The sequence below is a fragment of the Streptomyces sp. MMG1533 genome (assembly GCF_001279775.1).
Classification (GTDB): Bacteria; Actinomycetota; Actinomycetes; order Streptomycetales; family Streptomycetaceae; genus Streptomyces.
In genome coordinates, this window is sequence record NZ_LGDG01000027.1 from 1 (window position 1) to 17,269 (window position 17,269).

Sequence of the window (17,269 nt, forward strand, 5' to 3'; positions counted from 1 at the left end):
GAGGGGGTGGATGCAGGCGGTTCGGGTGAGAGCTCCGGTAGGGCCGGTGCGGGGGAGCCGGGTGCGGGTGGGCCGGGGGTGGTGGAGCCGGTTGAACGGGCGGCCACGGCGGCTGAGTTCGCCCGCTTCGTCGAGGGGCCGGCCGCCGTCCTCGGGCTGGTCGGGGCGCCCGGCAGCGGCCGTACGACCGAACTCGCGGCCCTTGCCGCCCGCCGCAACCGCGGCGCGGAACCGGCGCCCACATTGTGGCTGCGCGGCGCCGATCTGAGGGACGACGACGGCTCGGTGGCGGATGCGGCCCGCCGGGCGCTGGTTCGGGCGGCGCGGATCGTCGCGGCGTCGGACGGCCGTGCCGGGGCGACCGAAGATGGCGCGGACGGCCGTGCCGGGGCGACCGAAGATGGCGCGGACGGCCGCGCCGAGGAGACCGAAGACGGCACCGGAGAAGAGGGCACAGCCATGCGGGGCCGTGGACAGGAGCGCCCGCACACCCTCCCGGCCGACCTCGGCGACACCACCCCCGAACGCCTCGCCCACCTCGCCCACACCGCCGGCCGCCCCCTCCTGCTCCTCCTCGACGGCCCCGAGGAGATGCCGCCCGTCCTGGCCCATCGCCTCGCCGAGTGGAACGACGGGACGGCGAAGTGGCTGCGGGAGACGGGGGCGCGGCTGGTGGTGGCATGTCGGGAGGAGTACTGGGAGAGGGCGGGAGCACGGTTCCCGGCGGAGATGTTGCATCGAGCCACCTCGCCTCGCGGTGCCGGTCCGCATCCTTCAGCCCGTCCGGCGCTTGAGGACGAGGCCGTCCGGGCCGAAGGGGGGTCCGGGGGCGCAGCCCCCGGGGACGGGAAGGGGAGGGGCGGCTCGGGCGGCTGCATCCGTCAGAGGCTCCGCCGCGGGCCCCTGCGGCTCCCCCCGTGCGTCCACCTGGGCGACCTGCACGAGGACGAGGCCCGCCAAGCCCGCGCGCGGTACCGCATCCCCGAGGGCGTCCTCGACGGCCCCGACACCCGCCACCCCCTCACCCTCCGTCTCCTCTCGGAGATCCGCGCCGCCCACCCCGACGCGCCCGACACCCGCCTCGACCGCCACGACGTCTTCTCGGCCCACCTCGACCTGATGTGCCTGCGCATCGCCGTCCGCCTCGCCGCGGAGAACGGCCTCCGCGGCACCGCCGTACGCCGCCTCGCCGCCAAGGTCTCGGGCCAGGTCCACGAGGCCGCCCGCCGCAGCCTCGGCCCCGGACAGGGCGAGCTGGACCGGAAGTCGTTCGAGGCGGTGTTCCCGTGGGGGCAGGCGCCCGCACGGCTCGGCGGCGGCACCGGCTGGGCGTCCGCCGTACTCACCGAGGGACTCCTCGTCCCCGCCGGCACCGGCTACCGCTTCGCCCACGAGGAGCTCGCCGACTGGATCCAGGGCATGCACCTCGACCTGGACGAGGCGCTGAGCGCCCTGGTCCACCGCCGCACGGACCCGCACGGCGGGCGCCCCGTCCCCGTGCCGCACCACCGCATCGGCCCCGTCGTCCAGGCCCTGCTGCTCCTCGCCCGCCAGCACGGCACCCGTCAACTCGCCGCCCGCCTGGAGGAGTTGGTACACGCCCTCGACGCCGACCCGCACTCGTGGTGGGCAGCCCGCCTCCCCGCCGAGGTCCTGCTGCGCGTGCCCGACTCGACGCCGTACCTCCCCCTCCTCCGCCTGCTCACCGACCGAATGGTGGCCTGGCGGCAGCAGGAGCGCCCCGTGCCCGCCGAGTTCGGGCCGGACTTCTGGACGTCCCTGCCACTCCCGCAGGACACTCGCTTCGACCTGCTGCGCCGCCTCGTCCTCGCCGACGGCCCGCCGCACGAGACCGACGGCCCGCGGTTCCTGGACGCCGCAGCCCGGCTGCTCACCGCCGACCCCATCGCCGTACAACCGCACCTCACCCGCTGGTTCGACGACGAGCGACCGTTGCCCGCCACCCCGCACGCGACGGTGGCAAAGGCTGCGCAGGCGCTGTTGTACACGCACCGGAACCGGGCCCTGGACGACCTGACGGAGGTGCTCGTCGACAGCGCGCACGGCAGGGCCGACGAGCTGCTCGGCGTACTCGCCGAGGACGAGCCGTCGGCCGTGTGCCGGGCCGTGGACCGGTGGGCGCACGACGAGCGGCCCGCGCGACGGGTCGCGGCCGTGGCCTACGGACTGCACGCCGCTCCGCACGTGCGCACCGAGGCCGACCGCGAACTGCTGCGCTATGCCGCCCTCGCCCTGCTCGCCCGCCCCGCCGACGGCACCCTGCACGGCGGCGCGCTCGCCCTGCTCGTCCGGGATCCGCACACCAGGGCCCGCCATCTCCCGCAGGCGCTCGGGCGCTTCGCGGCCGGGGACCCGCAACTGCCGCCGAGCGCCCTGGTGCCCGCCCTGGCGACCCACCCGGACCAGGTTCTCGACGCCTTCCGGGCCCGCCTTCGGCGCCCGGCCGCCGGGGCGGCGCTGCGCACGCTCGCCGACGTCACCACGCCCGCTCTGGCCCGCAGGGTCGCCGCCCTGGTACGGGAGGTGGTGGAGCGGCGCCCGGAGACGGCCGTGGACGTGGCGGCGTACGTGGACCGGCGGCTGGATCACGGCCCCACCGCCCGGGCGGTCCTGCTGCCGCTGGTCGGCGGCCTGCTGGACGGCGGCCCCGAGCAGGTGCGGGCGGCCCTCGCGGCCGTACTCGCCGCCCCCGGAACATCCGCCTCCCTCTCCCTGCGCCAGGAACTCCTCGAACTCCTCCTGACCCGCGAACACGACCCGTCCGTCCTGATGGCCGTACTGCACGCGGCAGCCTCGCGCGGCGGCGACGACCCCCTCGTCGCCCGCGGCCTGGTCCACCGCACGGGCCTCCTCCTGGTCCGCACCCCGGAGGGCGCGACCAGCTTCGACCGCGGCCTCGTCGACCTCGGTCGGCACGTCCCCGGTTTCGCCGCGCTGGTGGCCGGCTGGCTGACCGACACCCCGGAGGAATGGGCGGCCGTGGTGGGGCCGAGCGCCCGCAGGATGATCGAGAACCTGGCGGGCGTACGGGTGCCCGCCTGACGCGTGTCCGTGCCCCGGGTCACAGCGCCCATGCCGATGCGGACCGGAAGCACCCGGCATGGCACCCTTAGACCTGCGTAAGAGACAACCACGGACACGGGTTCGACGAGGCGACGAGGAGCAGTCACAGTGCAGCGCTGGCGTGGCTTGGAGGACATCCCCGAGGACTGGGGGCGCAGCGTCGTCACCATCGGTTCCTATGACGGGGTCCACCGCGGACACCAGCTGATCATCCGGCACGCCGTGGAACGCGCGCGTGAGCTGGGCGTCCCCGCCGTCGTCGTCACCTTCGACCCGCATCCCAGCGAGGTCGTCCGCCCCGGCAGCCACCCGCCGCTGCTCGCCCCGCACCACCGCCGCGCCGAGCTGATGGCCGAGCTGGGCGTGGACGCGGTCCTGATCCTTCCCTTCACGACGGAGTTCTCGAAGCTGTCCCCGGCCGACTTCGTCGTCAAGGTCCTGGTCGACAAGCTGCATGCCAGGGCGGTCGTCGAGGGCCCCAACTTCCGCTTCGGCCACAAGGCCGCCGGGAACGTGGACTTCCTCGCCGAGCAGGGCAAGGTGTACGACTTCGAGGTCGAGGTCGTCGACCTGTACGTGTCCGGCACGGCGGGCGGCGGCGAGCCGTTCTCCTCGACCCTGACCCGGCGCCTGGTCGGCGAGGGGGACGTCGAGGGCGCCGCCGAGATCCTGGGCCGCCCGCACCGAGTGGAGGGCGTGGTCGTCCGCGGTGCCCAGCGCGGCCGCGAGCTCGGCTTCCCGACCGCCAATGTCGAGACCCTCCCGCACACGGCCATCCCCGCCGACGGCGTCTACGCCGGCTGGCTGCACACCCAGGGCGAGGCCATGCCGGCTGCGATCTCCGTCGGCACCAACCCGCAGTTCGACGGCACCGAGCGCACGGTGGAGGCGTACGCCATCGACCGCGTCGGCCTCGATCTCTACGGCCTGCACGTCGCCGTCGACTTCCTGGCGTTCGTCCGAGGTCAGGCGAAGTTCGACACGCTGGACGCGCTGCTGGAGCAGATGGCGGAGGACGTGAAGCGGTGCCGAGAGCTGATCGGGGCGGCGGAGGCCACCGAGTAAAAGCTGACACGACGCCGAAGGGCGGCCGGTGCCTCTCGGGCACCGGCCGCCCTTTCGTGTGTGCCTACTGCTGCGGGGGCTGCGGGGGCGGGGCCTGCCCGCCCGGCTGTCCCGGCTGTCCCGGCTGGGGATAGCCGTAGCCCTGCTGCTGCGGATAGGGCTGCTGCCCGGACTGCGGGTACGGCTGGCCCGGCTGACCGGGCGCGACGGGCGGTTGTCCCGGCTGACCCGGCTGGGCGTAGGGGGGCTGGCCCTGGGGGTACTGCTGGCCGGGGTGGGGCTGCTGCGGGTACGGGCCGGGCTGGCCCGGAACCTGGCCGGGGTACGGCTGGGCCGGTGCCTGCTGTCCCGGCATCGGCGGGGCCGCCACCGGGGGCGGGTTGCCGTTGGCCGTCCACAGGCCGTGCATCTGCTGATGGCGTACGAAGTCCTCGGCGACCATCGCCGCGAGGTTGAAGTACGCCTCGCGCACCTTCGGCCGCATCATGTCGAGGTCCACCTCGGCACCGGCGGAGAGATGCTCGTCGAAGGGGACGACGACAACCCCGCGGCACCGCGTCTCGAAGTGGCCGACGATGTCCTCGACCTTGATCATCTTGCCGGTCTCGCGGACACCCGAGATGACGGTGATGGACCGCGAGACGAGGTCGGCGTACCCGTGCGCGGACAGCCAGTCCAGCGTCGTGCTGGCGCTGCTCGCACCGTCCACGGACGGCGTCGAGATGATGATGAGCTGGTCGGCGAGGTCGAGCACGCCGCGCATGGCGCTGTAGAGCAGACCGGTACCGGAGTCGGTGAGGATGACCGGGTACTGGTTGCCGAGCACGTCGATCGCGCGCCGGTAGTCCTCGTCGTTGAAGGTGGTCGACACGGCCGGGTCGACGTCGTTGGCGATGATCTCCAGGCCGGACGGGGCCTGGGAGGTGAACCGCCGGATGTCCATGTACGAGTTGAGGTACGGGATCGCCTGGACGAGGTCACGGATGGTGGCCCCGGTCTCGCGGCGCACGCGGCGGCCGAGGGTGCCGGCGTCCGGGTTGGCGTCGATCGCGAGGATCTTGTCCTGCCGCTCGGTGGCGAGCGTGGAGCCCAGCGCGGTGGTCGTGGTCGTCTTGCCGACGCCGCCCTTGAGGCTGATCACGGCGATCCGGTAGCAGGACAGCACGGGGGTGCGGATGAGCTCCAGCTTCCGCTGCCGCTCCGCCTCTTCCTTCTTCCCACCGATCTTGAACTTGCCGCCGGCCGCCGGGCGACTGCTCTTCGCCTTCTGCTTCTTGCTGTTGAGAAGGCGGTCGGAGGACAGCTCCACGGCCGCGGTGTAACCGAGGGGTGCGGCACCGGGGTTGGCTTGCTGCCGCTGGTCGTGCTGGACGGCCTGGGGCCAGGCGGCACCGGTACGGGGGTCGACGGGCGGCTGGGGGTGCTGCGGCTGCTGGGGGTACTGCGGGGACTGCGGGGACTGGCCGTCGGGCTGCTGCTGCGGGGCTCCCGGGTGGGGTTGTGCGGGGGGCGCCGGCTGTCCGGGGTGTCCCTGCTGCGCGGGGGGCTGCGGGAAGCCGTATCCGCCGGGCTGGGCGTTCGGTGCCGGTGCCTGAGGGGCGGGGTTGCCGGGCTGGGGGAAGCCGTACCCGCCTTGGGCGTTGGGCGCGGGGGGCTGCGGGAAGCCGTACCCGCCCTGGGCGTTGGGTGCCGGTGGCTGCGGGAAGCCGTACCCACCCTGCGCGGCAGGCGGCTGCTGGGCCGGAGCGCCGGGGTGCGGGAAGCCGTAGCCGGGCTGCGGTGAGGCCGGCGGGGCTTCCGGGCTCGGCGGCGTCGGCGCGGCGGGCGGGTTCCAGGCGGTCGGCGCGGGCTGCGGCGCCTGCGGCTGGAAGGGCTGCTGCTGCGCAGGCTGCGCGGGCGCCGCCGGGTGCGGCTGCTGCTGCGCGGGCCACTGCGGAGCAGCCGTGGGAGCAGCAGGCTGGTACGACGGCGGCAGCGGCGGCACCCCGCTCTGCGGCGCCGGCGGGGGAGTCCAGGCGGACGGTGCACCCTGCGGAGCGGCATCGGGGCGCGGTGCGTCGGGGGCGGGTGCGGGCTCGGCGCCCTGAGCCGAGGTGCCCTCGGCGTCGCTGTCCGCCGTGGCGGCGTCGTCGGACACGGCGGACGGAGCCTCCGCGCTCTCGCCGCTTTCCCCGTCCTGCGAGGAGTCGCCGGAGAAGCCGTCGGAGAAGTCGTCGGGGGTGCCCACGCCATCATCCGCACCGGTACCGGTACTGGTACCGGCACTTGCATCGGCACCGGCCGAGTCCGCGGTCGTACCGTCGGAATCACCGTCGCCGTCGCCGGACTGCACCGAAGCGCCGACCGACGCGCCGACCGACGCGCCAGCCGAGGTCTCCTCGGCGGAACTGTCGCCCTCGGCCTCGGCCTCGCTCTCCTCGGCAGGCTGCTGCGCGGCTCCGGCCTCGGCCTGCGTGCCGGCCGCGGCGGCGGCCAGCTCCGCGATCTCCTGCTTCAGGGAAGCGGCGGAGAACCGCATGGTGGCGCCGCTCTCCAGATCGCCGCCGCCGGCCTCGTCCGAGCCGAAAGCCGGGAAGGGCGAGGGGGAAGGGGAGGGGGAGGGGGAGGGCGCAGGCGGGGTCGCAGCCGGGGAGACCGGCGGCGCGGGGGAGACCGGCGGACCAGGCGGCGCAATGGGAGCCTCGGGCGCGGCCGGAGCCCACTGTCCCTGTCCCTGTCCATGGCCAGGGACCTGCGCCTGCCCCTGTGGCTGCTGCAGCTCGAAGCTGCTGCTCGAGGGAGGCCCGGGCGGGGGCGTCGGCTCACCCGAAGGCGGCGCGGCCGGAGACGGCGTCGGAGCCGCCGGCGGGAACGCGTTGTCCGTCGGCGGCGGAACGGCCGCAGGGGCACCGGAGGCCCCGCCTGCCGCGCCCTGTCCCGCTCCCGTGTCGCCCGAGTTCTGCGTGTACCAGGCGGGCGGCGCGTAGTCGATGGTGAACTCGCCCGTCATCTCGATGGCGGACTCGGCGTCGGGCTGGTCATCGTCGGGTGTGGCCCAGCCCCCGCGGATCCCGTCCCGATCGCTGCTCACAGTTCCTCCTGGTGTGGTCGAGCACCCTCATGCCGTGCCGGGGCGACCATTACTTGTCGGCCTTAGTCGTTCGAGGTCGTCCGATGCACCGGCTCCCCCTGGGGCGCCGACGCCCGGTCAACGGGGTTCTGGCGTCGCGCCCGGTACCAGCCTAATCATCACGCGACCCACCTCGGCAGGCCCATCCATCCCTCATGGCCCGCATCCGGCATCACAACCGTCCCTGAAGTGGCGTACCCAGCGCCAATTCCAGCGAACAAACCGTCCGATAACGGATGTGATGGCGTACGACAAAGCGGAACATTCGTCCCGAATGGTCAATTCGCGTCAGGCGGCGGCTGATTCAGTCCATCCTTCGAGGCATACCCAACAATCCGATCTCGGCGTCGGTGGGCTGCGTCAACACGTACTGCCGGTCGCCGTCGGTGCACCAGAGCGTGAGCCCGTCCGAGAGGCCGGGCAGCGCGTCCATCTCCGCCCGGGGCAACGCCATCGTACGGCCCAGTTCCGTGGCCTCGTCCGGCGAGATGCGCTGCACCCCGACGAGCCGTGCCTGTCTGAGCAGCCGCGGGGCCACCGGGCTGAGATACGGCAGCAGCGTCAGTACGGCCTGCCACGGCCCGGAAACGACCCGACCGCGCGGCGGGCGCATACCGCAGTCCCGCACCACCAGCACCGGCGTACCGGCCGAGGTGCCCTGCGGCGGCACCCGCCCGACGTCGTAGACGGCAAGGCCGTTCTGCCCGCCGCCCATCGCGTGCACCATCTGCATCCAGGCCTGCGGCCGCCCCGTCTCCACGGCCACACGCGCCCCCGTCGCCGCCGCTCTGAGCGCGATGACCTGGGCGGTCCACAGACCACCGATGAGGACGACGTCGTACGGCGTCGGCCGGTTGAGCCCGAGCACCGCGGGCCGGCCGTCCGCGTCCACGCCGATGACCACGCCGTCGTCGCCGATGGGCAGCGTGAGCGCGTCCAGCTGCTCCACGGGCAAGGAATGCCGCGCGTGCCGCGGGCCGATCAGTCCGAGGCCGGTGCGCAGCAGATCACGCGCCCGCTGCGGGGCGGAGCGCTGGGGTTCGCCGCGGCCGGGGGCCGTCTGGCCCGCGCGCGTGGTCATCGCCGTCACCGGACACCTCCGAGGGGCATTGTGGCGAGCATGCCGGGCACCTGTTCCCGGTCGAGGCGGGCGAGGCCGGTGCCGGTGTGGCGGGCCGCGCTCTGCAACGCCCTTCTGGCCGCGACGAGTTCGTCGTCGCTGCGCCCGGTCACCCGCAGGTGGCCGCAGACGGAGACCTCCTGTCGCTCCCCACGGGTGAGTGTGAGGCTGAAGGTTGTGGCGAGCGCGGGGACGGCCGTGACCAGGGCGACCAACTGCGGCAGCGAGGGCGCTCGCTCACCGCCGAGCGACGGCCACCGGCGGATCCAGTACGTGGTGTGTCTGCGGTTGTCGCAGCGCCAGCTCCGGCCGGACTCCTCGGTCCGCCGCTCCCGCGTGTCCGTCCGCCCGGCCTCCGCCGTCACCAGTGGGTTGGCACAGGCGGAGGTGGCGATGGCGGAGGTCAGCTCCTCCTCGTCGAGGAGGGTGGCACGGAACCCTGCCCCGGTCAGCCGGCTCGCGAGGTGGTCGGCGGCGCGCACGACACACTTCTGCGCCCCGACGAGACCACCGCCGCGCGCCTCCACCGCCTCCGGGCACAGCTCCGGGTCGAGCTTCAACGCGATCCACGTGATCCGCACGGCCGGCGCACCCGTCTGCTCCTGCAGGGGCGCGTAGTTGGCGACGGCCACCGACTGCTGGGGCAGATGGAGCGCGGGCGCGGGCTGGGTGTGCAGCACGACCTGCGCCGACTCCAGCCTGATGCCGTCCACGTCCAGGGCGTCGTACACCAGCGAGATCGGCAGCGGCTGCCGGTTCCGCTCGGCCCGCAGGGCGGTGGCGTCGGCCTCCACCTGGAGGACGGCGGTGACGAACGTGCCGTCCCCGATGACTCCGACGGACCGGCGGTCACGGCCGGCGTACGAATACGTCCGCAGGGTCGGGTCGCACTCCACGGCCGGAGCGAGCCCCGGCTCCGTGCCCGCCGGTATCGGCGTGCTCGCCGCCCGGCGCTGCCGCGCCCGCAACGCCCGTGCGGTGGCGAACCATTCGGGCAGGGAACGGCCGCGGCGACGCAAGAAGGAGAGCAGCACCAGGCAGACGGCGACGACAGCCGCAGCCACCAGGGCGACGGGACCGATCACCCACCCGACGAGCAGGACGGCGAGCGCGATCTCCAGCAGGACGACGCGTTGCAACCGGAATGCCCCGCCCTGCCCCGAACGCACCCTGAGGTGAAGCGCGCCCGGCGAGGCCGGCCGCTGCGCCGGTGTCCGCCGGGACCCTGCCGCTGTCTGCCGGGGCGCCGAGGAGCCCCGTGACCGCGATCGGTCCCGGGACCGGGCGCGTGTTCCGGAAGCCATCACTCCATCCCCCCGTTTTGCTTACAACTCACTGGTATTTCAGCACCGCACAAGGCCTTTGAAGGCCCGAGCACCCTACCCGCTCCACAAGTCCCCTTGGATACCAGGCATAGTAGGGGCCCGGTCTGACATCGGAGGCGGGGGACCACGTCATCCCCCCGAGCGCGGCCCATGTGAACACGGGGAGAGACAGGCACAGATGGCATCCAGGCGCGACCAGCTCAATGCCTACACCTTCGCGAAGCGGCGCATGCTTGCGGCGTTCCTTCAGTCGTCGCCCGACGGCTCGGAGGAGGGGGCGCCCCGCCCCCTGCGCTCGATACTCCCCGGCATCATCGTGGGCGTGATCGTCATCGCCGTCTTCGGGGCGTGGGGCATGTTCAAGCCCACCGCACCCAAGGGCTGGAACACCCCCAACGCCAAGGTGATCATCGCCAGCGACTCGACGACGCGGTACGTGGTCCTGAAGACCGGCAATCAGGTCCAACTGCACCCGGTCCTCAACATGGCGTCCGCCAAGCTGCTCCTCAACGAGGGCAACGGCGAGGTCGTGACCGTCGCCGAGTCCGTCCTCGACAACGGCAAGATCCCGCACGGCGTCACCATCGGCATCCCGTACGCGCCCGACCGCCTGCCCTCCGCGTCCGAGGCGGGCAGCGAGAAGCGCTGGGTGGTCTGCGAACGCCCCAGCGCGGGCGGCGAGTCCATCCAGAAGGCGGCCCTGGTTCTCGCCTCCCGCGACATGAAGGCGACCGAGGGCAAGGGCGAGAAGCTGACGGGCGGTCAACTCCTCTACGTCGCAGACCCGGACGGGAACCGCTACGTGGTGGACGCGAGCGGACGGTCGTACGCCATCGACAAGAGCGACGAGCTGCTGCTGCGTGCCGTCGTCGGCTCCGGCCGGGAGCCGCAGAAGGTGTCCAAGGAGTGGCTGGAGACCCTGCACCCGGGGGATCCGATCTCCTTCCCGGAGATCCCCGACCAGCCGGGCACCGCGGCCGGCGCCCCAGGTCAGCTGGACGAGGCGACCAACAGGGTCGGCATGGTGCTCAAGGGGTCCGACCTCAACAGCGACCAGTACTACGTGGTGCTTCCCGGCAGGGTCGCCCCCATCTCTGCCTTCGTCGCCCAACTCCTGCTGTTCAGCGAGGATCTGGCCGGCCTCGGCCAGGCCGGCCAGGCCAAGGAGATGAGCCCCGGCGCGATCGTTCCGGGCAAGGCGTTCGGCACCGAGCACGTCTGGCCCACCGAGGACCCCCAGCCCGTCAACGAGGCCTCCGGCGCGACCGGCAGTCGCAGCACCGTCTGCAACGTGCTGCGAGACGTGAACGGCGCCTCGGGCGCCACGACCCTGAGCACCTGGGCGGGCACCGACTTCCCGGCCAAGCTTCCCACCGGTTCCTCCAGCGCCTACGTCACGCCCGGCTCCGGCCAGCTCTACCGCCAGTTCCAGGGCAAGGAGACCAAGGCCGGTCCGGTCTTCCTCGTCACCGACACGGGCCTGCGCTACGTGCTCCAGTCCAACGCCGACAGCGGCACGGGCGACGCCGGCATCGGCACGACGGCCAAGGAGCGCGAGCAGGCCCAGCAGGAGGCCCAGCAGGCCCAGACCCGGCTGGGCTACAAGGACGTGGACCCCGCACCCATCCCCGCCGCCTGGTCGGAGTTCCTGCCCACGGGCCCACGGCTGTCGACGACTGCGGCACGCCAGCCGCAGGGCTCCTGAGGGGTGCGGACATGCGACGCGTGCCCTCCTTCCGCCGCCTGACGACCGCCGCGGCCGCGGCCCTGCTCACGACCGCCCCCGTCGTCCTCGCGCCTCCCGCGGCGGCGGCCGAGCTCCCGTACTCGGACCAGTGCTCGTTCCCCAACGGCAAGTACCCGGGCCGTCCCTGGTCCCTGCAACGCGTCCTCCTGGACGAGCTGTGGAGCCAGTCCAAGGGCAAGAACGTGCGCGTGGCGGTGATCGACACCGGCGTGGACGTGACGAATCCCCAGCTCACCGGCGCCGTCGATGTGAAGAGCGGCCGCAACCTCCTGCCGAAGAACCTCAAGGACGACGACGGCAACGCGATCGAGCGGGGCAAGGAGAACGGCACCACGGACACCGTCGGTCACGGCACCAAGGTCGCCGGCATCATCGCGGCCCGCCCCGTCAAGGGCACCGGATTCGTGGGCCTGGCCCCCGAGGCGACGATCATCCCGATCCAGCAGAACGACGCGGAGGGCCACGGCACGGCCGACACCCTGGCCAACGCGATCCGCTACGCCATCACGGCCGGGGCCGGCGTCATCAACATCTCCCAGGACACCTCCAACGCGTTGAAGCCCTCCTCCGACCTGGAGCTGGCGATCGACGAGGCCTTGGCCCAGAAGATCGTCGTGGTGGCCTCGGCGGGCAACGACGGCCTCGGCGGCAACGTCAAGAAGACGTACCCGGCGTCCTACAAGGGCGTCCTCGCGGTCGCCGCCTCGGACCGCAACAATGAGCGCGCATCCTTCTCCCAGGCAGGCGAGTTCGTCGGCGTGGCCGCCCCCGGCGTGGACATGATCTCCACCGTCCCCAAGGGCGGACACTGCTCCGACAACGGTACGAGTTTCTCCGCGCCGTACGTCGCCGGTGTCGCGGCGCTGATCAAGGCGAAGCACCCGACGTGGACGGCCCAGGAGATCGTCGCCCAGATCGAACAGACCGCGGAACGCACGACCGCGGGTCACGACATCTACGTCGGCTGGGGCGTGGTGGACCCCATACGTGCCCTTACGGAGGACGACGAACCGCTGGAGTCCCCCAACCCTCAAGCGGGCCTCAGCAAGCCGGAAGCGCCCACGCCGGCCAAGTTCCAGATCGGCGAAACGGCTGCCGAACGCAATGCCCGCCTCGCCACGTACGTCTCCGTGGGAGCGGCGGTACTCGTCGCCGGCCTCGGCGGTGCGGCGGTGGCGATCCGGGATGCGCGCAGGCGTGCGCGACGGGTCGTGGGGGCGGAGTAGGCGACAGGGGCATCTCCGCGTCCGAGGACCGCAGTTGAGGCGCGCCGGTTCCGGGTGATCGTACGATTGTCGGAACAGCAAGAGGCTCGTGATGCCGAAGCGACGGGGGCAAAGGTACGGGTATGGGTGTGAACGGAGCCGGCTCGGCGCAGGGCGGTGGCAAGAACCTCCGGGTCTCCTCCCACGATCTGACCAAGCTCGCCGGTGACCTGGACGACATGCAGGACCACCTGGACAAGCAGGTCAAACGCATGGACGCGGTCGTCGACCGCATCGAGGCGGGCTGGCGGGGCCCGGCGGCGACGGCGTACCGGAAGTTCCACCAGGCGGCGGCCGAGGACGCCGTACGCATCCGTGAGGTGATGCAGCTGTTGGAGCAGGCCGTCCGCCTGAGCCGGGACGGTTTCAGCCAGGACGACCTCGAAGTGCTCGCCCAGATGCGGTCGATCCAGGTGGACGTGGACAGCGAGGTCGACAAGCTGTCGACGCCGAACACGGAACCACCGGCGCCGCGCAGCAGCCTCGACGGGTTCTGACCCGCACCGCCAACCGCTCATATCCACAGGCGTAGTTACCGACATCCAATGGGGGATCATGTCGACCGGGCCCGCTTCCGACGACCACATAGCCGTCACCTTCGGCACGCTCCACGACCTCGCCGCGGAGCTTGAGGACATCCTCAGGAAGCTCAACGGCAAGCTGGACGGCCTCTACGACCGTGTCGTACCCGTCGTGCTGTCCTGGGAGGGCGAGACACGCGACGTCTTCGTCGACAAGCTCGACGAGTGGGACCGCTCGGCGCAGGATCTGCAGGCGGCCCAGAAGTGGCTGCACGAGTACGTCACCACCGGCCACACCAACTACGCGGCGGCACATCAGGCGGTGCTGCGGGGCTGGGGGGCCGCCTGATGGCCACGCCCGCCCCGGCGCCGTCGTCCTCGCCGTCGTCGGTGCCTGCCCCGGCGCCGTCCACGACCCCCGCGCCCTCTACGGGACAGCCGTCGGGGGGAACGGCGCCGACTCCCCAACCCTCACCGGGCGGCCTGACCGACCCCACCGGCAAGGACATCTCGCAGCAGGACACGACCTCGGCACGCCAACAGCGCGCCGACGAACTGGCGGCGATGAAGCCCTCCGCCCCGCCGGGCAACGCCGTCGGGTTCGACATCCAGCCGCAGCACGTCTACTACGCCTCATACATGCTGCGCAACGCCCAGCACGACTTCGCAGACCGGGCTAAGAGCCTCGTCGACACGCTGGACGGCCATGCGCACGCGGTCGGTTGTGGCACCGGCCCGGAGGCCTTCGCGAAGTCGTACGCCGAGATCGCCGCGCTGTTCCTCGAGGTGTGGGACAGAGCGACGGAGGGTGTCGGCGGAGCGGCCGTCGGCCTGACGGTCACGGCGAACAACTACGCCGAGGCGGAACTCGCGACCAGCCCCCTGACACCAGCGGTGGTGAAGAAGAGCCCCCCGGCCGTCATCAAGAACGCCGGCGCGGGCGGCCCCGTGGCCGAACTCGGCTGGGGCAACGCGCCTGCCGAGGACGGCTGGGGCAACGCGATCATCGACGAGGTCGCAGGCGCCCTGAGCGTGGTGGGCGACGAGATCCTTCGCCCGATCCTCCAGCATGCCCTGCGCCACGGGAAGGTCGCCGACATCACGCCGGGCGGCGATGACATCGAGCTGCCCAAGATCGCCGAGACCTGGAGGCAGGCCGGCAAGGACGCCAAGAAGTCGGCGGAAGCCTTCGACGATGCCATCGCCTACCTCACGAATCCGGCGCCGGGGAATGACGAGTGGCAGAAGGCCATGAAGCAGTTCTGCTCGAAGATCTGGGGAACTACGGCGTGGGGCAAAGAGCACCACGGCTACCAGTGGAAGCACGAGGACGGGGAGCAGCCCGCACTGGGCGTCCTTCAGGACACTGCACGCGACATCGCGACGGCGTGTGACGGGGTCAGCGCGGAAGTGACCAAGGTCCGGTCCACGATCATGGATGTGTACAAGGATGCGGCCTATAAGACCTTTGACGTGGACGGCGTCCTGGACGCCTTCAAGAAGATCGCCGAACTCCCGGCGATTGCCGCGGAGTTCCTCGCCAACATCGACACCGGCCGCCTGAACCACGCCGTCGACACCTACAACCGTCAGATAGGTGCACTCGCAGACGACGTGACCAAGCTGAAGGCGGCGTTGACGGAGGCCGAGCAGGCCGTTCCCTCATATGCTGCGGAAGAGGCAATTGCCGAGTCATTCGGTACGAGGTCGCTCAATGAATTCAAGCTGGAGCACAAGTACACGATCGACGGTGATGGGAGCAATCACTTCTACCCCATCGACCTGGCCAACGCTGAATGGCTGGACAACGGACTGTCGAGTAGTCACAGTGTCGATAGGCATGTCGGACTGACGGACGACCAGCTGAGAAATCGGATGAGGGATCAATTGCCGAAAGCTGCGTCCACCTTTGCGGAAATGTCCTCCGCTCAGCATTACACGCAAGCTGCTCTCGACGACGTGGACAATGCGGCGCGGATCGAGGAGTGGATCAAGAGAGTCGAGGACAGGGAGAGGAACAATCCCTCCTGGAATCCCAACAGCTCGAAGATAGACCCGCCCATCACGTTGACCTTTGGCGATGTGACGGGGTCCACCGTGAGCCGCGACGACTATCTCAACGACGGCGCGAACGCCCAGGTCACTGATGCGCACGGGGTCAAGGTCGTACTACGCTACTGCAAGGGTATCGATCCGCCGTTCATTGTGATCACGTCAATGCCGACCGCTTGACCCGAAAGGTGGCCGCGTGCGTCTCGGTCAGAAGGGATCCGTTTTGCAGTCATTCACCTGGTCCGCCTTCGATCGTGGGCCCGCTGACAGGGTGCTCGATATTGTGCTCAAATGTCAGGAGTCAGCGGGCGAACGTGAACTCGAGGGCGAACTGGCGCGGTTTATCCGGCTGATTCGATGGTCTAACGAGGCCCAGTGGTTGTGCCCTGTCACGACCGTTTCTGCCCTTCTGGATCTCGCCGCGGAACTCTGGGGCGCCGGGCTCGACAGGCTCATCGCCCCCACCTTCAGGGAGAAGGTTGACCGTGCGTCCGGCGGCTCCGATCAAGTGGGTTACCTGAACATGCTGGCCGGGACTGTCCGGGCGGTGGAGGGAAGGGCCACGACGGACATCGGTGAACTTCCCTTCTCTGAATGGGAATCAGAGGTCGAATTCCGCAGGCTCCAGGGGTTCAGTGGAAACTGGCTGGACGATGCCGAGTACGAAACTCTGGATGAGTGCGTGACCGCTGCAATCGATTCAGAGCACCCCTACTGTGCCGAGTACCTCGGGCCGATCTCTGCTGAAGCGCAGACCGCGTTGGTGAGAAAACTGCAGTCGCCCGAGGCGGGTGCGAGCCTTGGACGCATCATGCCGTGGGCCACCGCGGACGCACTGGGCCGATTGCTGGACATCATCAACGACCACATGCGACACGCACACAGCCCGGACTGCCCATGAACAACCGTTCCGCCACGTACCCCGACCGCGAAACCGCCCACTGGACCACCCAGCAGGTCGTCACCGCCAACGAACAGGCCATCCACCGCTGGCTCGCCCGGTCCACCCGCTCCCGCCTGGCCATCGAGGCATCCTGGCCCTCCCGCCCCGAGCCGGTCGGCCGGGTGCTGCTGCAGGCGATGATGCTGGCCGGCCGGGGTCCGGTCGACGTCCGTGCCGCCCGCGTGATCCTGAAGCGGGACCCGTCCCGCCCGCACGGCTTCGTCGTCCACGCCACCTTCCCCGTCTACCTGTAAAGATCCGTAGAGGCTGATCACCGTGCCCCTGAGCCCCCTCGAACACGACCGCCGCTACGGCGAGCTGGACCAGGTGATGCGTGCCTACGCCGGTCAGCCGGCCGACGACACCGCGGACAAGCCAAGCGCGGCCCTGACCGCATACCTGCGCCACACCTGGCACACCCGCCCGTGGGCCCTGGCCGTCGCCGAGCGGCAACTGCGTGAGTACGCCGACAAGCCGCCCGGCCGACTCCGGCTTCGCCTGGGCGAGTTCTACCCGATCCCGGACGTCGGCCTGCCCGAGGGCGAGATCCAGCAGTGGCTGTACTGCCTCGCGGACCACATCAAGCACAGCGTCGAGCAGGGCGAGGTTCCGGCTACGGCCGTCCCTGCCACCCACTGGGAGTGGCACGCCCGCTTCCCGGAGCTGGGTCAGTTCCTCGGCGGTTGGTTCTCCCAGGACATGCCGGACGAGTTCGACGACCACGACGCTGCCGTCGGCGACTACCGGACCTCCACCGACCCGCACGTGGTGGCCCGCCTCATCGGCGAGCTGCACGAGTTGCTCGCGCTGGACCTCGACGAGTCCGACTACGCCCTGGCCGTCGCCGAGTTGGGCATGGAGGTCGACCCGCCGGCCCCGTACTCGCCGGGTGGCTGGCTGGCGCTGGTCGCGGATCGACTCAGTGCGCCGCGGGCGGAGTACGGGCCCCGGGAGACGGGGGACGCGTGAGGGACTGAGCCCGGCGACGAGTCCTCTGAGGCACGCCGGCGGTCCGACGGGGGCGACGGGGGCGACGGG

General features: G+C 71.4%; 13 protein-coding genes. 10 read left to right on the plus strand and 3 right to left on the minus strand.

Annotation, left to right across the window (positions count from 1 at the left end; all coding sequences use genetic code 11):
- On the plus strand, positions 1-3,063 hold a 3,063-nt coding region (locus ADK57_RS05685), incomplete at its 5' end, for a hypothetical protein (RefSeq protein ID WP_053748230.1).
- 129 nt (positions 3,064-3,192) lie between these two features.
- Positions 3,193-4,149 carry a bifunctional riboflavin kinase/FAD synthetase gene (locus ADK57_RS05690; protein WP_053748231.1) on the plus strand — a complete coding sequence of 319 codons (957 nt, stop codon included), beginning with the start codon at positions 3,193-3,195 and terminating at the stop codon, positions 4,147-4,149.
- A gap of 64 nt (positions 4,150-4,213) precedes the next feature.
- Here ADK57_RS05690 and ADK57_RS05695 read toward each other — a convergent pair whose 3' ends face one another.
- The 3 genes from ADK57_RS05695 to eccE form a co-directional block, all read right to left on the minus strand.
- Complete coding sequence (locus ADK57_RS05695) at positions 4,214-7,219, minus strand: SCO5717 family growth-regulating ATPase (protein WP_063785929.1); 3,006 nt, start codon at positions 7,217-7,219, stop codon at positions 4,214-4,216.
- Positions 7,220-7,562: 343 nt separating this feature from the next.
- Positions 7,563-8,339 (minus strand): hypothetical protein, encoded by a 777-nt coding sequence (locus ADK57_RS05700; protein WP_053748241.1) that lies wholly within the window; start codon positions 8,337-8,339, stop codon positions 7,563-7,565.
- A gap of 5 nt (positions 8,340-8,344) precedes the next feature.
- Positions 8,345-9,682 (minus strand): type VII secretion protein EccE, encoded by a 1,338-nt coding sequence (gene eccE, locus ADK57_RS05705; protein WP_078972971.1) that lies wholly within the window; start codon positions 9,680-9,682, stop codon positions 8,345-8,347.
- Positions 9,683-9,881: 199 nt separating this feature from the next.
- On the opposite strand from eccE, the gene eccB reads away from it, so the two are divergent.
- From eccB to ADK57_RS05745, 8 genes are all read left to right on the plus strand, one after another.
- Entirely contained in the window at positions 9,882-11,408 is a 1,527-nt protein-coding gene (eccB, locus tag ADK57_RS05710) for a type VII secretion protein EccB (protein ID WP_053748234.1), read from the plus strand.
- 11 nt (positions 11,409-11,419) lie between these two features.
- Positions 11,420-12,676, plus strand: a complete 1,257-nt coding sequence (gene mycP, locus ADK57_RS05715) for a type VII secretion-associated serine protease mycosin (RefSeq protein ID WP_053748235.1) — start codon at positions 11,420-11,422, stop codon at positions 12,674-12,676.
- A 122-nt stretch (positions 12,677-12,798) separates the two neighbouring features.
- On the plus strand, positions 12,799-13,212 hold the full coding sequence (locus ADK57_RS05720) for a WXG100 family type VII secretion target (RefSeq protein ID WP_053748236.1): 414 nt from the start codon (positions 12,799-12,801) through the stop codon (positions 13,210-13,212).
- A 58-nt stretch (positions 13,213-13,270) separates the two neighbouring features.
- A complete protein-coding gene (locus ADK57_RS05725; RefSeq protein ID WP_053748237.1) occupies positions 13,271-13,585 on the plus strand; it encodes a WXG100 family type VII secretion target in 315 nt (104 codons plus the stop codon).
- Positions 13,585-15,468, plus strand: a complete 1,884-nt coding sequence (locus tag ADK57_RS50915) for an RNase A-like domain-containing protein (protein WP_234389984.1) — start codon at positions 13,585-13,587, stop codon at positions 15,466-15,468. Before ADK57_RS05725 ends, ADK57_RS50915 begins: the two co-directional genes overlap by 1 nt.
- A 16-nt stretch (positions 15,469-15,484) precedes the next feature.
- A complete protein-coding gene (locus ADK57_RS05735; RefSeq protein WP_053748238.1) occupies positions 15,485-16,189 on the plus strand; it encodes a hypothetical protein in 705 nt (234 codons plus the stop codon).
- Positions 16,186-16,485, plus strand: coding sequence for an RNase A-like domain-containing protein (locus tag ADK57_RS05740; protein WP_053748239.1), 300 nt, complete (start codon positions 16,186-16,188; stop codon positions 16,483-16,485). The genes ADK57_RS05735 and ADK57_RS05740 overlap by 4 nt, the downstream gene beginning before the upstream one ends.
- A 22-nt stretch (positions 16,486-16,507) precedes the next feature.
- Positions 16,508-17,200: a contact-dependent growth inhibition system immunity protein gene (locus ADK57_RS05745; protein ID WP_053748240.1), complete on the plus strand. Its 693-nt coding sequence runs from the start codon at positions 16,508-16,510 to the stop codon at positions 17,198-17,200.
- Positions 17,201-17,269: the final 69 nt, after the last annotated feature.

What these genes read in the sequence shown, in the direction of transcription:
- ADK57_RS05740 (WP_053748239.1), top strand. Translation starts at nt 16,186, where the DNA reads ATGAACAACCGTTCCGCCACGTACCCCGACCGCGAAACCGCCCACTGG.
- ADK57_RS05700 (WP_053748241.1), bottom strand. Translation starts at nt 8,339, where the DNA reads ATGACCACGCGCGCGGGCCAGACGGCCCCCGGCCGCGGCGAACCCCAG.
- ADK57_RS05720 (WP_053748236.1), top strand. Translation starts at nt 12,799, where the DNA reads ATGGGTGTGAACGGAGCCGGCTCGGCGCAGGGCGGTGGCAAGAACCTC.
- mycP (WP_053748235.1), top strand. Translation starts at nt 11,420, where the DNA reads ATGCGACGCGTGCCCTCCTTCCGCCGCCTGACGACCGCCGCGGCCGCG.
- ADK57_RS05725 (WP_053748237.1), top strand. Translation starts at nt 13,271, where the DNA reads ATGTCGACCGGGCCCGCTTCCGACGACCACATAGCCGTCACCTTCGGC.
- eccE (WP_078972971.1), bottom strand. Translation starts at nt 9,682, where the DNA reads ATGGCTTCCGGAACACGCGCCCGGTCCCGGGACCGATCGCGGTCACGG.
- ADK57_RS50915 (WP_234389984.1), top strand. Translation starts at nt 13,585, where the DNA reads ATGGCCACGCCCGCCCCGGCGCCGTCGTCCTCGCCGTCGTCGGTGCCT.
- eccB (WP_053748234.1), top strand. Translation starts at nt 9,882, where the DNA reads ATGGCATCCAGGCGCGACCAGCTCAATGCCTACACCTTCGCGAAGCGG.